This window comes from Natronosalvus amylolyticus (assembly GCF_024298845.1).
Classification (GTDB): domain Archaea; phylum Halobacteriota; class Halobacteria; order Halobacteriales; family Natrialbaceae; genus Natronosalvus; species Natronosalvus amylolyticus.
On record NZ_CP101156.1, the window covers coordinates 1,098,848 to 1,114,357 of the forward strand.

At 60.0% G+C, this 15,510-nt stretch carries 11 protein-coding genes; 6 read left to right on the forward strand and 5 right to left on the reverse strand.

Features of this window, described 5'->3' with window-relative positions; genetic code table 11:
• Nucleotides 1-128: 128 nt before the first annotated feature.
• Both NLK60_RS05155 and NLK60_RS05160 read left to right on the forward strand, forming a co-directional pair.
• Nucleotides 129-2,300, forward strand: a complete 2,172-nt coding sequence (locus NLK60_RS05155; protein ID WP_254809819.1) for a helix-turn-helix domain-containing protein — start codon at nucleotides 129-131, stop codon at nucleotides 2,298-2,300.
• Nucleotides 2,301-2,745: 445 nt separating this feature from the next.
• Nucleotides 2,746-3,453 carry a helix-turn-helix domain-containing protein gene (locus NLK60_RS05160; protein ID WP_254809820.1) on the forward strand — a complete coding sequence of 236 codons (708 nt, stop codon included), beginning with the start codon at nucleotides 2,746-2,748 and terminating at the stop codon, nucleotides 3,451-3,453.
• Between the two features lie 200 nt (nucleotides 3,454-3,653).
• Here NLK60_RS05160 and NLK60_RS05165 read toward each other — a convergent pair whose 3' ends face one another.
• Nucleotides 3,654-5,726 (reverse strand): cation:proton antiporter, encoded by a 2,073-nt coding sequence (locus tag NLK60_RS05165; protein ID WP_254809821.1) that lies wholly within the window; start codon nucleotides 5,724-5,726, stop codon nucleotides 3,654-3,656.
• A 710-nt stretch (nucleotides 5,727-6,436) separates the two neighbouring features.
• Between NLK60_RS05165 and glmS the strand changes: the two genes are divergently transcribed.
• On the forward strand, nucleotides 6,437-8,254 hold the full coding sequence (glmS, locus tag NLK60_RS05170) for a glutamine--fructose-6-phosphate transaminase (isomerizing) (RefSeq protein ID WP_254809822.1): 1,818 nt from the start codon (nucleotides 6,437-6,439) through the stop codon (nucleotides 8,252-8,254).
• Between the two features lie 155 nt (nucleotides 8,255-8,409).
• Here the strand turns inward: glmS and NLK60_RS05175 are convergent, their stop codons facing one another.
• Together NLK60_RS05175 and glmU are read right to left on the reverse strand one after the other, a co-directional pair.
• Nucleotides 8,410-8,694, reverse strand: coding sequence for a translation initiation factor eIF-1A (locus NLK60_RS05175; protein ID WP_256530393.1), 285 nt, complete (start codon nucleotides 8,692-8,694; stop codon nucleotides 8,410-8,412).
• Nucleotides 8,695-8,838: 144 nt separating this feature from the next.
• Nucleotides 8,839-10,020, reverse strand: a complete 1,182-nt coding sequence (gene glmU, locus NLK60_RS05180; protein WP_254809823.1) for a bifunctional sugar-1-phosphate nucleotidylyltransferase/acetyltransferase — start codon at nucleotides 10,018-10,020, stop codon at nucleotides 8,839-8,841.
• A 612-nt stretch (nucleotides 10,021-10,632) separates the two neighbouring features.
• Between glmU and NLK60_RS05185 the strand changes: the two genes are divergently transcribed.
• Together NLK60_RS05185 and NLK60_RS05190 are read left to right on the forward strand one after the other, a co-directional pair.
• Nucleotides 10,633-10,830 carry a DUF7563 family protein gene (locus tag NLK60_RS05185; RefSeq protein ID WP_254809824.1) on the forward strand — a complete coding sequence of 66 codons (198 nt, stop codon included), beginning with the start codon at nucleotides 10,633-10,635 and terminating at the stop codon, nucleotides 10,828-10,830.
• Nucleotides 10,831-11,110: 280 nt separating this feature from the next.
• On the forward strand, nucleotides 11,111-11,389 hold the full coding sequence (locus tag NLK60_RS05190) for a MarR family transcriptional regulator (RefSeq protein WP_254809825.1): 279 nt from the start codon (nucleotides 11,111-11,113) through the stop codon (nucleotides 11,387-11,389).
• 89 nt (nucleotides 11,390-11,478) lie between these two features.
• On the opposite strand, the gene NLK60_RS05195 is transcribed toward NLK60_RS05190, so the two are convergent.
• Nucleotides 11,479-12,495: a lipid II:glycine glycyltransferase FemX gene (locus NLK60_RS05195; protein ID WP_254809826.1), complete on the reverse strand. Its 1,017-nt coding sequence runs from the start codon at nucleotides 12,493-12,495 to the stop codon at nucleotides 11,479-11,481.
• A complete protein-coding gene (locus tag NLK60_RS05200; RefSeq protein WP_254809827.1) occupies nucleotides 12,496-14,121 on the reverse strand; it encodes an alkaline phosphatase family protein in 1,626 nt (541 codons plus the stop codon). It lies immediately after the preceding gene.
• A 196-nt stretch (nucleotides 14,122-14,317) separates the two neighbouring features.
• Between NLK60_RS05200 and NLK60_RS05205 the strand changes: the two genes are divergently transcribed.
• Nucleotides 14,318-15,505: a DegT/DnrJ/EryC1/StrS family aminotransferase gene (locus NLK60_RS05205; RefSeq protein ID WP_254809828.1), complete on the forward strand. Its 1,188-nt coding sequence runs from the start codon at nucleotides 14,318-14,320 to the stop codon at nucleotides 15,503-15,505.
• Nucleotides 15,506-15,510 lie beyond the last annotated feature (5 nt).

Genomic DNA, 15,510 nt, shown 5'->3' on the forward strand with positions numbered 1-15,510 from the left:
CACCAGTGAACGGACCCGCCAGCCCATGGATACGGATGTCTGCCGTCTCCTCGAGGACTCCCGCCGATCGAGTCGATGACACACAGCATACGGGTAACCGAACTGTCGCTCGGTAGTCTCCCGTGCGTATGTCTGATGAGCATTCGCTGGAGGGGGAAACCAATGCTGAGCGACTGGTACTGATTATTTGTCCCGGAGACGACGCTCCCATAGGGCGGGCGCTCCGTGCCGAGATGGCCGCTGACGAGTACACGGTAGTGACTGCCGCAGATGTTTCGGAGGGCAGGGAGATACTCGAGCGGGCGGCTGTCGGATGTGTAGTCGTCTCACTCGAGCAGGTCTCGACAACGGATTTTGCGGCCCTTCGCGCTCGAGCGTCGTGTCCGATACTCGCCCTCGTAGGAGCCGAGAGAACAGCCGCCGCGCTCGAACTGGGCGCCACGGACGTTCTCAGGCCGGACGACCCCCCTGCTGTCGTTCGACGGCGAGTACAGAACCTGTTAGCGGTAACTGCTGACACGGCCACGGTTGCTCAGCAATCGGCTGGCGATAGACACAGTCAGAGAGACACGCCGGTGGATCCCCACCCTGCCGAGTCGTTGCGACGCGCCACGACCCCCTCTCGCGTGTGCACAAACGTTACTGAGACGATTGTCGGCGTGACCCCGATTTCTATTGCCGGGTGTTATCTTCGGTCCGGCGATCGGCTGAACCCCGCTGCAATCGTCCCCGCGGGCAGGGAACCGCCGATTCGGTTGCCACCGATAGCACTGTCAGAGCACCCGGAACTCGACCCACGGGAGATCTCAGGACCCGCTATCGGCCAATATTCGTCTTTACAATCGATTGTCGAGGAAGCGTCCGATGAAGCGATATTCGTCGCACCGATCGGTGACCGCGGCATCCTCTTTGGGAGCGGTTCGCGCGTCCGGGAGATGGATATTGGCGCTATCAGCACCGTTCAATGGCTGGTTGCACTGACCACACTCGTGCTCGAGCGTCTCGAGGACCAGCGACGGCTCGAATCGCTCGAGACCGAACGAAAACACCTCGAGTCGGATGTCGACCGGTGGCAAGCACTCGGAAGCGTTCTCAGATCAGTCGGTGATACGCTCGAGACTGGTTCGGCTCCTTCCTTCGAACGGGCACTCTGCCGCGAACTGGTCGGCCTCGAGTGGATCGAGGGGGCGTGGATTGGCGACCTCTCGTTCGATTCCGGGGCCTACAACTGTCGTGAACAGGCTGGGATGCCGGTGGTCCCATTCGGAGCCGGTGACGGGACGGTTCCCGACTCACTGTTTCGCGAACTGGTCGATTCGTTGGCAGCCGGTAACAGTACGCTCCTGTCGGCGGTCGACCTGGTGGGCTACGAAGGGTCGCTCCCCAGTGGCGAGCGCGACGAGGGAGCTGTGGGTGACACCGTTTTCGTCCCGCTGGTGTTCGACCGTCGTCGATATGGCGTCCTCGGGATTCGGACTGATGACGCCGACCTCGGTGCCGAGACACGGGGGCGGTTCGATGTCGTGGGCAGCGTCCTCTCGATGGCGAGTGCGTTTCTCGAGTGTCGTCGGCTTATCGGGAGTGACGAACGGCTCCACCTCGAGGTTCGGATTACTGGAACCGCTTCGGAAACGCTCGAAACCCAAATCAGCCCCGATCCACTCCTCGCACTGGCAACGAGTCTCGAGTGTCAGCTAGCCGTGTTGGCACTGTCGGTGACGCCACTTGGGGAACGCCACGAAACGACCGCCGCACTCGCCGTCGAGAATAGTGCATTCGAGGTACCGGCGGTCGAGTCGGCAATCGACGCGATAGACGGTATCGACTTTCTCGAAGGGGCTCCTCGAAGCGACGGGTCGCTGATGCTGTACGTTCGACTGGTCACAGAGACGATTGCACAGCGGGTGACGACCCACGGTGGGTTGATACGGACGATCGATGGGACGGGTCCTGACCCGACGCTACACATCGAAATCGCCGCCGAAAGCGACGTCCGTTCGTTCATCGATGTCCTCGATCGTCATCTCGAGGGTGTCGAACTCCGTCGGAAACAAACGGTTTCGCCAGGCGCACAGGCTGGGACTTCCTTTGCCGACCACGCACACCAGCGGTTGACCGACCGACAACTCGAGACGCTCCGACTGGCCTATCAGGCCGGCTACTTCGAATGGCCACGGGAGCGAACCGGGAGCGAGGTCGCTGGATTACTCGCGGTGTCACAGCCGACGTTCGCCCGCCATCTCCGAATCGCCCAGCGCAAACTGTACGAACTCCTCTTCGACGACGGCTGGCTCGAGTGACCTATAGGAGCCGGTGAAACGATGTATACACCCGCTCGAATCGCCGGCTTGCGAGCGTTTGCAGTGACTGTGACTGGCGACTATCGGGAATCGCTCCGACGGCGGAGGCTTCCGGATTCCCCTGGAGTAACCACGAACTACTTTCGACCGAATCGAGGGCTGTGTGTAGCTCAAGCACGAGAGTACAACACACGTGCATTCTCGATAAATTACCAGTGAGAAACAGTAGCTTACGGGAGGTACCAATACTCACGAAAAGCCGTAATTCACGATATACAGACGCTCATACGGCCTGATGGATGAATACAACTAGCGTGAAATCTGCGCCAATTTTCAGCAGTTAGCGTTCACCCCCAAGTACCGCGAGCGGTAATGCACACCTAATGAACCTCGAGACGATAACCGTCGATTACTCCGCTCGATCAGTTCGGTCGGTGAGTGTTCGATGAGCGCACAATCTGCAGACACCGGGCAACCGGGCGTGAGTGCGCTCGAGGATGGCATCGTCGTCGAACTCGAACTCGAACATCCCTCACTGTTGTTGGGGTCGACACTCCGACGATTTCCTGCAGTTTCGATTACCCTCGAGTACTGGTCGGAGCTGGATGATGGGCGAACGATGGTCTTCTTTACCGTTCGCTGTGCGGACGACGACCTCGATCCCTTCGAGGCAGCGCTGGCGGCCGATCCGACGATTTCCGACGCAACGTTCGTCGACGAGTACCCCAGAAAGCGCGTCTATCGCGCCGAAATCACCGAGGACACGCTTCGGGTGACCAGCCAGATTACCGAGGCAGGCGGACACATTCTCGATCGCTCGAGCGGCCAGACCGGCTGGACGGTTCAGATTCGGTTTCCCGATCGTGACGGGCTGGTTGCGTTCAACCGCTCGTGTGACAGTCGAGATATCTCGTTTCACGTGACCCAGTTGCGTATGGCCAAACCCGGCGAGCGGGCCGTCCTCGGTCTGACGCAGAAACAGGAAGCGCTGTTGCGTGTTGCCTACGAGGAAGGCTACTTCGAGGTCCCACGCGGCATCTCACAGGACGAACTGGCCGACCGCCTGAACGTCTCCAAATCGGCCGTCTCCCAGCGCCTTCGACGAGCGATGAACGAACTGTGTGCGTCGTCGCTGTCGAACGCTCCGAAGTAAACTATAGTAGCCAGTGAAAGTCAGTGCACACCCTCTCCCAATCGTGCGTCGCGGTCGGTGTGTACCTCGGTTCACTGGCTACTATAGCCCATCACCTCAGCGCATACACACCTCGGCCCTCGAGGCTGTCGTCTCCATGGACGACTTCCAACGGGGGTGAGCGAACCGTTCGCATGCTCGAGACCGAACGGTGACCGCCGTTACTCGAACCGGAGGTACTTCCTGTCGTACTCCGGTTCGCCCTGACGTGGATGGATCGTGATGAACGATTCCGGCGGCAACTCCGACAGTGCTGCCGGCAGCGAGGCGAGTTCGTTGTGCCAACCGATGTCACCTTTCCGTGGCGTGATGGCGACGATAAGATCGTCTTCGCTCGCGCGAGACTCGAGTGTGGGCAACAGCCTATCCCATTGCGGAACCTCCTCGAACTCGGCGGAAACGTCCTCTTCGACGAGTCCGAACAGGCGCTCGAACTGGTGGGTTTTACCCTCGACGACGAGGACGGTGATGGGGATGCCGAGACTGGCCGCCAGCCGTTTGGTGATGTGAACGGCCTCGTAGAATCCCTCGTGGTGGTCAGCCCCGATGGGGACGACGACGAACAGTTCCTGGGTGGTGTTGATCGGGTGGCCGAGTCGACTTACCAGCACCGGGAGCGTCGTCCGGTCGAGTACCTGGTCGATGATACTACCGAAGATGCGATGGCTGAACGAGCGTCTGGCGTCCCACCCCATCAGGATCTGGTTGGCCTGTACCTCGAGTGCGCTCTGGACGATACCGCTCGCGACGTTGTGGCTCACGCGCGTCTCCGCTTCGACTGGGACTTCAGCAGCCCCGCCGATTTCGGCAATCTGTTCCAGCTCTTCGCGGACGGCGGCGACCTGATCTTCCGGGCGCTCGTTTTTGTTTCGCTGAATCACCGTCAGGACGTTCACCGGATTGGTGCCACGTTCACCTTTTAACACGAACGCGAGCTCGAGCAACCGCTCTTGCAGTTCGGCGTGGTGTGACAGCGGCAACAGAATATTCGGATCGAGGACGCTGTCTTCGCCCTGTCCAGCCTCACGTTCGAGAGCGAGCCGTTTCGCCGCGCGTTCGGTAATCCAGGGGCTCACGAGGGCCGTCACCAGCAACAGCAAGACCACGGCGTTCAGCACCTGTTCGCCGAAGACGCCAGCATCGACGCCAACGAGGGTGATTGCCAGTGCGGCTGCCGCTTGCCCGGTCGAGAGACCAAAGATGACGCCACGCTCGCTCGCGTTGTAGCCCTGAATAGACGAAACGAGCCAGGCGGCAGCCGCTTTCGTCCCGACCATCACGACGACGACGAAGGCCGCGATCTGGAGCGTTCCAAACCCGTCGAGGATGACCGTCGGGTTGACCAGCATACCGACGTGCAACAGGAAAAACGGGATGAAAAACGCGTTTCCGACGAACTCGATCCGGTTCATCAACGTGCCGCCCTGCGGGATGAGACGGTTCAAGGCGAGTCCAGCGACGAACGCACCGAGGATTGGCGCGATCTCGAGTACCTGGGCGAGACTGGCGGCAGCGAAGATAGCGACCATGATAAACAGGAACTCGAAGTAGCTCTCCTGGCTGAAGTTCTGGAAAAAGCGTCGCGAAATCGGCGGGAGCAAAAACCAGGTCGCCGCAAACAGAATCGTGAGGTTGGCAAACACCGTCAGAAACAGCCAGACGGTCAGGTCGCCGTCGATAGCACCAGTCACGACGGCGAGGACGATCAGGGCGAGCGTATCGGTAAAGAGGATGCCGCCGAAGACGGCCGTCACGGCCCGGTTTTTCGTCACGTTGTATCGGTTGACGATCGGATAGGCAAGCAGCGTGTGCGAGGCAAACACTGCAGAGAGCAAGACGGCCGCGAGTGGGTCAAACCCGAGGAGGATCATCGCACCGAACGTCCCGACAATAAATGGCAAGAAAAAGCTCGTCAGTCCGAAGAGGGCGGCATTTTCGGGGGCTTCTTTGAACCCCTGCAAATCGAGTTCGAGGCCGACGGTAAACAAGAGGTAAATCAGCCCGACTTCGCCGAGCAAGACGATTGCGTCCGTGTGTTCGACGATTTCGAGCGCATCCGGCCCGATAATCGCTCCAACGACGACGATGCCCACGATTCCTGGCTGACCGAGCCGTTTGACGATCAGCGGCCCAGCCAGAAAGACGGCCATGGCGATCGCAAACACGAGGACCGGTTCCTCGAGTGCGATGCCGATGGGCGAGGACGTTCCAGCAGTTAACGTATAGGTGAACATTCTGGTCGGTTGGTAGGGAGATGGTGTACTCGTCGGCTTCGAGCACCGACGACCGAGCGGGCGGCCACGTGTCTGCCCTGCCCGTAGCTGTTCTGCCTCGACGTGAGACGTGGGTTGCTAATAAGCGATTGGTTTCCGACACAGAAGCCAGGTGAAAAACGATCGTAGGTACGCCATTCAACTCCCGTCAGAACCGGTGATATGAGACTAGTCGATGTCTGACCGACGAAAGGTAGACGAACACAGCAAAATCAGTGGTATCGACTCCGATTAGATACAGTAACGTCCAGAAAACCGAGATAGAGACGGAGGACGTGAATTTTATCCCGATATCCGATCGTCGATGAGTATTGCTCACGTTCGGAATGGTACGGGGAGACTATGTCGAGTGTTAGTCGATCTATAGTAATGCGTTGGGCGGGCCTTGCTGTCGCTATGTCAGTGTACCGCCTGGCGTCTCGAGATTGCTGCAATGGGTGCAGTCTGCAGGATCTCCCCTCCGCAATAGCTGCTGTGCTCGCGAGTTTGTCCTCATCCCCGAACAGACGTACCGTGACTCGCTCGTCCTGGAACGGGGTCGTCAAACGCCTAGCACCCCTTCAAACGTCGCCCTGTGAGTCGAACCGAGAGCGTTTGTCGGGTTCGACTCACACATACAGGGGTGACGAACAACCAGGAGCAACCGTTCGTTCCCTCGAGGTGAATCGATAATGTGTGGCATCATCGGTCGCGTCGGTACCGATCAGGCACTCGAGTCGCTGCTCACGGGACTCGAGAACCTGGAGTATCGGGGCTACGATTCGGCCGGTATCGCCGTCCAGAACGGAGCTGGAATCAAAATCCAGAAACGCTCGGGAAACGTTTCCGAACTGAAGCAGTCACTCGACAGTTCGTTGCTCACCGGCGAAGTCGGGATCGGACACACGCGCTGGAGTACACACGGTCCACCGACCGACGAAAACGCCCATCCGCACACTGATTCGACCGAAGACGTCGCGGTCGTCCACAACGGTATCATCGAGAACTACAGCGAACTCAAAACCGACCTGCGTGCAGACGGTCACGAGTTCACCAGCGACACCGATACCGAGGTGATCCCACACCTGATTCAGCGATATCTCGACCGCGGCATGGATAGCGAAGCCGCCTTCCGGCGCTCCGTCGACGACCTCGAGGGAAGCTACGCGCTCGCGGTCATGGTGTCCGACGAGCACGTCCTCTATGCGGCCAGACAGGGGTCACCGCTCGTCGTCGGTCTTGGCGAGGACGACGGTGTCTTCCTCGCCAGCGACGTCCCTGCATTTCTCGAATACACCGATACCGTGGTCTATCTCGAGGACGGTGACGTCGCTATCGTTCGCCCGGAGAGTGTCGAATTCACCGACCTCGAGGGTCGGCCGATCGAACGAACGCCGGAAACGATTCAGTGGGACCCGGAAGCGGCCGGCAAAGGTGAGTACGACCACTTCATGCTCAAAGAAATTTATGAGCAACCGACGTCCCTGGCGCAGGCTGTCGAGGGCCGGATCGACGTCGAGCGGGACGACGTTTACCTGGAGTCGTTCCCACCGGGAACCTTCGAGGATATCAACCGCATCCAGTTCGTCGCCTGTGGGACGTCCTATCACGCTGCGCTGTATGGGTCGATTGCCATGAACGGAGCGGGCTTGCAGACGAGCGTCCATCTGGCAAACGAGTACAGCGTCTGTGCGCCACCCGTCGACGAGCGAACGCTCGTCATCGCGGTCACCCAGAGTGGCGAGACGGCTGATACACTCGGGGCGATGCGTCGGGCGGCTGCCGGTGGCGCTCGAATTCTGACGGTAACCAACGTGATCGGATCTACGGCTGCCCGGAACGCCGACGACGTGCTCCTCATCCGGGCCGGTCCCGAAATCGGGGTCGCGGCAACCAAGACGTTCTCGGCACAGGCCGTGATGTTGTTGTTGCTCGCCCGTCGCCTCACCGACGACATCGTTGGTGAAGCCGTTGTGGGCGGGGATTCGATGCTGGCCGATATCCGAGGGATTCCGGAAAAGTTCGAGGCGATTCTCGAGGACGGCACCGCGAAAACGCTCGCCGACCGGTATCTCGAGTCCCAGTCGTTTTTCTTCATCGGCCGAGGACTCGGCTACCCAGTCGCGCTCGAGGGGGCCTTAAAATTCAAGGAGATTACGTACGAACACGCCGAGGGCTTCGCGTCTGGGGAACTCAAACACGGGCCACTCGCGCTGGTGACGCCCGAGACACCGGTTTTCGCAATCTTCACTGGACAGGAAGACGAGAAGGTACTGGCAAACGCCGAGGAAGCACACACCAGGGGTGCGCCGGTCATCGCCATCTGCCCCGACGGACACCCAGCAACCGATATCGCTGACGGTCACCTCGAGATTCCCGACGTCGATTCGTCACTTGCAGGCTTGCTCGCGAACGTACAGCTACAGTTGTTGTCTTACCACGCCGCAGACCGACTCGGTCGCCCCATCGACAAACCGCGCAACCTTGCAAAAAGCGTGACGGTCGAGTGACGCTGCGGACCAGCGTCTGATCGATCGGTCTTCTGTGGAATTCCCCGATTTTGTCACTCGAGGGGCTCTGTGGTGGTTGTTTCGGCCCGGCCGTCTTCACTCTCCAGACCGCCCGCTCTCGAGTCAGCGCGTACAGCCCTCCTGCGGGAGAGAAATCAGTCGATGTGTCCTTCGCGGCGCAGCTGGTCTGCGTCCTGCCCGGTGTATCGCCACTCGATGGTCGCTTTCTCGTCTTGCCAGTCCCATGGCTCGGCGACGACGATGTCGTCCTCGTTAATCCAGGTGCGATATTTCATCCGACCGGGAATCCGTCCCAGTCGGCTCTTGCCATCCTGGCACTGCAGTCGAACGTGATTTCCACCGAGGTGTTCGGTGACGACGGCGAATACTTCGTCGTCGTTTGGCATGCGGAGATTTTTCCGCTGGTATTCTTCGCTCACGGGTTACCTACGTTCCGCAGCCGTATAACGTATCGGTGACTGGTGGTATCGTGTGTCGTGATTTCCCGCTTTTGCTGTGAAACGAGCTGGGAAGACCTGTACTCTCAGATTAACCCGTCAGGTGATCGGCCTCGAGCGGGTGTCTTATCGATCTCGAGTCACCGTCTCTCCGGGCTGTGTCGTCGCCTCCGGGGAGAGTTTCAACCCGGGAGTCAGACTCGTATTGATGCCCGTTTTTACCTCGTCGCCGGCGACCACGCCGAACTTCCGGCGACCCGTCGATGGTCGCGACCCTTTCACCGAAAACCGAACATCGCCGCCGTCGTGCCGGAGATTGGCGACCGTCGTTCCGGCACCGAAATTCACGTCCCGTCCGAGGATGCTGTCGCCCACGTACGAGAGGTGGCCGACCGTGGCACCGGGTGAGAGTACGCTGTTTTTGATCTCGACGGCGTGGCCGACCGATGCCCCCTCGTCGACGAGGGTCGCTCCACGCACGTACGCGTTCGGACCGACCGACGCGCCGGAACGAATCAACGCCGGTCCTTCGATGACGACACCGGCACGAACCGTTGCACCCTCCTCGACAACGACGGGACCCTCGAGGACGGCATCGTCGCTGACGTCGCCGTCGAGCCGGCGCTCGAGGTCGCCCAGTTTCCACTCGTTTGCCTCGAGCAACTCCCAGGGGCGACCGACGTCGAGCCAGCGATCGACGGTGATCGGCGTGACCGAGAACTGTTCGATCACGGTCGCGAGCACGTCAGTAATCTCGTGTTCGCCGCGTTCGCTTGCCGGGACCTCGAGCCACTGTTTTGCCTCGGCCGGGAACGCGTAGGCACCGGCGTTAGCGAGGTTCGTTGGCGGCTCCGCCGGTTTTTCGACGATACCGGTGACGGTTCCGTTGTCGGTACTCAAAACGCCGTAGTTCGAGGGTTCCTCGACTTCGATTGCACAGACTGCCGGGCAGGCGTCGAATAGCTGTTCGATCGCCGCCGGGTCGTAGAGGTTGTCACCGTTGAGGACGGCAAAGGGGCCGTCGATGACGTCTCGAGCGGCGTTGACCGCGTGGGCAGTTCCCTGCTGTTCTTCCTGGATGGCGTAGGTGATCGGGGTTCCGCGATAGGATTCACCGAAGTGCGAACGGACGGTTGCTGACTCGTAACCGATTACCAACACGATTTCGGTTGCACCGGCGTCGATGGCCGCGTCGACGGTGTGGGCGACAAGTGGGCGGTCAGCGACGGGTAACATCGGTTTCGGGAGCCGGTGTGACAGCGGGCGGATACGGGTGCCTTCGCCGGCAGCGAGCACGACTGCTTTCATCAGTACGCTGTCGTACGGTCGAACCCCGGTTAACTATACGGGATATATCGTGGCTGGACTGGCAGGTCGACTCGCCGAACGCGACCGGACTGTACAGGTTCGCCTGCCCTAACGTGTGTCTATATCATCCGATTTATGCAACTGATTTAGTCCCTTCCCAACCGTCGGCCCCCGCGTGAATCCGGACGCCAGGGATCGGTTTCACGGCTTCGTTCGGGTGTGACGGTCCAGGTGAGCGACCCGCCTCGCTCGAGAACGGTGTCTTGATCGAACGTACAATCTCGTATCGGTCCCGCTATTGGAAGGAAAGAATACACGCTGATACGGTCGGTTGTACCTAGGTACCGGTGGTCGTCGATCCGGTAGCGATCCCAGGGAGCGATCACAACCGACCACATGAATCCACAATCCCCTCGAGTGGACACTCGTGACCGGTTAAAATCTGTAGTTACCGAGAGGGTAATATCGTATTACAGGCGATTGAGACGATGAGTGTCCGTTTTTCCGAACCGTCGTTTCGATTGTGCCTGTTTCGAAATCGGGCGAATACACCGTTTCGAAACCCGGTTATGCGACCTATAATAAATAGTGGGTACTGACAACAGAAGGCTGATGTCGACGACAGATTGGACCACGCTGGAATCCGAAACGAGTACGACAGCCCCACAGTGTGTCAACTGTGGGAACCAGGTAACTCGACAGTTTGCGCGCGTCTTCGGTGATAATCGGGACGTCGTTCACGCCTGCCCCGACTGTTCGACGTACCGAGAAATGAAGACCTCCTCGTTCATTCCCGAACAACATCGATAATCGACGCACTCGATTCGACGCCCCAGATGCCGACACCGCTTTCCCGCTGCGCCAGGCCCTCATCAAGACCGGTTTCGGGAGAAAACAGACTCCCTCGTTCCCCTGCACAACCGGGCATTCGTTGGTCGCCCGCCTCAACCACTCGGACTCGGCGACCGCTATTGGTCCGACGCCACCGCCCGGGTATCACGAATCAGTACGCAACCCATAGTGACGTGAACGATCGGTCGCGTTCATATCCCGATCAGTGGTTGCCGCCAACACAACACTGACCCAGCCAATGAGTTTCAGCACTGACACCCAGCCTGTAGAATCGACGACAGATGACGACCTCGAGGAGCTGCCACCGAGTGCCAAACTCGTCTACAAGGTCCTCGAGTACGAAGGCGCGATGACACAGGCGGAACTCGCGAGTGCGACACGTCTCTGCTCGCGCACGGTCAGGTATGCGATTACGAAACTCGAGGCAGGCGACGCCATCGAGAGTCGCGTCTCACTCGCCGACGCGCGACGGTCGATCTACTGGATTCCTGATGAGGAATCCGAGGGTCGAGCGTAGTTACTGGGTTTGTAAAACGCTATGGATTGTCGAGTGAACTGCTACAAAGTTCGACCTATCAGCTGCTGTCTGCTTTCGGTTTTCGACGACTACTGACTCTTCCGATAGCGGTCGATCAACAGGTCGAGGCCGAACGTGCCAGCAGTGACGGTGTAATGGGTCTCGAGTCGCGGGTTGAACTTCGCTTTGTACCGGTTGATACTCGGGACGCCAGCCCCGACCAGGTCGTAGCGTTCGAGGCCATTCTCGAGGCCATCGCGCATAACCGTCCAGTCGAGCAGGTCGTTGATCGCCAGGTCGATATCGACCTCGGGTTTGACGCCACCCTGCCAGCGATAGCGCGTCGTGTCCGATTCGACGACGAGAATACCGCCCTGAAACGAGCCATCGACGCGACAGACGTACGGACGAATCGACCCCTCGGGAAGTCGTTCGTAGAGGCCGTTGACGAACTCGGTCGACAGTTGGAACGATCGACCCTGGCTTTCGTACCGTGCACGGACCTGTTCGATGATTCGGTCGATGTCGTCGATTCCACCTTCCTCGATGGTGTACGCCCCTTCGTACTCGTCTGCCTGCCGGACGTTGCTCCGGGCATCGCTACTGAAGCGGTTCAGGAGGCCCGCAGCGTCGCCCTCGAGATCGACGACGTAGGTGTACTCGGGTTCGACGTCGTAGCCGTTCCAGGTAAACGGGCGCACGTCGTCGAGGGTTGCCGCGTCGAACTTGGTGTACATGGGTGACAGTTCGCCGTCGATCCAGTCGAGGCATCCCTCGAGGAAGGCATTGGTCCGACGATCGGCTTTCCGCTGTTTGAGTTTCGAGACGTTACAGAGCGCCGGACCGAGATAACACACCCACGAGTACGGTGCCGGGGAGAACACACCCGATACTGGTCCTTTCGAGTACTCGAAGACAGGAAAGAGACCAACGACTTCCTGGCCTTTGAAACCGACGAGCGGGTGTAGTTTCGTCCCGGTCACCTCGGCTTGCAACGTCAGCGCGTCAGCGTAATAGAACGGATGCGTGTGGGCCGACCGCTCGACGTACCGATCCCATTCCTCGCGGTCGGCGACCGGGTCGAGTCGGTCAATCGTGACGCTCATTTACAGGTACCCCAGGTCGGCCAGTCGGTCTTCGACGGCGTCGTCGTCCGTCGCCGTGATCGGTTCGGGTTCGTACTCCGGATACTGGGTTCGTTCGCTCGCGTCAACCAGCGGCAGAACCCGCCCGTCCATAGCTTCGTCGACCTCGATATCGAACAGCGAACAGATCGTGGGCGCAACGTCGAAAATCGTCGCTCCCCTGAGCGAGACGCTCTCGTCGAACCCCGCGCCAGCTGCGCCAATCACCCCCGTCCGTTTGTGGTTCCAGGGCTCCCACGGCTCGGCAAACAGCTCACCATCGAGCGTTTCGACGACTGCGTTGTCGAACCCGGCAGGAGCGATCACGACGTCCGGCGCGCTCTCGAGTGCCGGCCCATCGAACACGGCCTCCCGTGGCGCGACGGTATCGAACATCGGGTCCCCGTCCGGCGTTTGCACGTTCGAGAGGTCTTCGATAAGGGCCTCGCGGTACTCGTCGTACTCGTCCTGGCTCACGACCCCGTCTGGCTCACGGCCCTCGAGATTGATCCGAACGCCCAGTTCACTCTTCGATCGAAGATAGGCCTTCGAGGCGGCGAAATCCACCTGCTCGCTCGCGGCGCGAATGACCTCGTTTGGAACCCGTTTCCCGATGACTTCTTTCAGTCCGACCGCCTCGAGTCCGGCGGCGACACGCTGGGTAGTTAGCCCGACGCGGGCGGCACCCGCCATCAGTTGTTCGAAGACGGACGCTTCCGCTGCGTTGGTTCCGGCGCTGGACCCCTCGAGTAAGTCGTTTTGCCAGGCTCGTGTCCAGGTCGGCATCCCCTCGCCGCCGCTTTTGGGGACGACATCTCCGCGCTGACGCAGAAACTCGTTGATACGGAACTCCCAGCCGTCGACCCGACCGATCCCGTGGTCGCTGACGACGAGGACGTTTTCGGGTTCGTACTCGAGTATCGTTCGGGCAAGTTGTTCGTCGACGGCCTCGTAGACGGCTTCTATCGCGCGTTTGTCGCCAGGGCGCTCGTGGAATACCGAATCGGTCTGCTGGAACTGCACGAAGCCGAAGTCCGGGTCGAAGCGCTCGAGCAAGTAGCGAAACGCGTCGCCTCGCCCTTCGATTGTCCGCCGGTAGCGCTCGAGTTCCGTTTCGTCGTCCCCACCACTCTGTGGATAGACTCGATACTCCCCACAGGCATCGACAACGTCCTCGAGGATGCCGTCGGGGTGACAGGGTGGGTTTTCGGGGGCAGTCATCCCTGGAATCAACGCGCCGGAAAACTCCCGCTGTGGATGAGTCACTGGCACGTTGACGACGACGCTCGTGTGTCCGTGATCGCTCAGCAGTTCCCAAACCGGACGAGCCCTGACGTGGCTCGCGTTTACGACGTCCCAGTCGTAGCCGTCGAAGGCCAGAAAGTCGTAGACGCCGTGTTTTCCCGGATTCGTTCCCGTGTACAACGAGGGCCATGCACTCGCCGTCCAGGGCGGGAGCTGAGACTCGAGCGGTGCGCTCGCACCGGTCTCGAACAGTCGGCGCAACGTCGGTACCTTCCCAGCGTCGAATAGTGGCTCGAGGACGGGGAGACAGCCGGCGTCGAGTCCAACAACGAGAAGGCGGAGTCCGTCGTCTTCCGTTTCCATACGCGGTCGTTCGTGCTGTCAGGCTTTGTTATGCGACAGCTTCAGACTGTAGGCCGCTGTTGAATCATACGCCTCGGGTGTATCGACACCATTGTTAAAACCTGCCACATTGTGGCTCCGACGTGATGGGAATCGGTGGACGAAAGACGGCGTGGCCAACGATCGGTGCCGACGCTTCGATAGTAGCCAGTGAAAAATGATACGTGCCCAGCCGTCTCTCCTCGAGTGGTCAGCCACGAACGCAGGGTCGACTCCCGACGAGTCGACTGCAACGGTGGATGACGGATCGTTTTCACCACCAACCGACGTCGAGACCTTCCTTCAGCAGTACGCAGACACATATCGGTACTACGGGTCCGGAAAGTGTGCCCTACGGGACGGCCTCGCGGCGGTCTGTTCGCCCGGTCAGAACGTACTGGTCCCCGCGTACCTCCCGGACGCCGTCGTCGAACCCCTCTTCGAACTCGGACTCGAGCCCAGGCGATACGCCATTTACGACACCCTGGCACCGGTTATTCCCGATCTCGAATCACGGGCGGATGATCGAACGGGCGCCGTCGTGTCGGTCAACTACTTCGGCTTTCCACAGCCGGGCCTCGAGGCGATAGCCGAACTGGCCCACGACCACGACTGGGTACACGTCGACGACAACGCCCACGGTGCACTCAGTGTCGACGAAACCCACGGGCTGCTGGGTACCGTCGGCGACATCGGAATCACGAGCCTCTGGAAAACATTGCCAGTCGGGGATGGCGCAGTCCTGTACTGCAACGATCCCGAAATCGCCGACACCTTCGACCCGTCCGATCTCGCCGGTGTCGCTGATAGCATCACCCGGGAAGACCTCGCCTTCGTTTGTAAATCAATAGCTGGGGACCTCCTAGACTCGACTGCCGTTCTCAATGACGCAGTGCAGACGCTGATTACGTCCCGATCATCGCAACGAGAATCCGATCCGAGGGGGCGATACGAATCGACGAAAGCCCCCATGTCTCGACTCTCTTCGTTCGTTCTCACTCGGGCGAATCCGATCGAAATCGTCGCCCGTCGGCGGGCAAATTATCTCGCCTGGCACGCCCTTTTTCACAGCCGACCTGACGTGACGCCGGTCTTCGACGAACTTCCACCCGGCATCTGCCCACAGGTGTATCCGGTTCGGACCGCCGAGGCCAGCAAACTGCTCGGGTTGCTTGAACGCTACGGCATCGACGGAGCCCACACCTGGCCGCGACTCGCCACGGCGGTCCTCGAGGACGAAGCCTACGAAACGGCACACCGACTGGCTCGAGAAATCGTCGTTCTCCCCGTCCACCAACACATCGACACCGACACTATCGTCGCGATTACGAACGAAATCGAGCGCTCGATCGGTTACTGCCGGTGATCTTC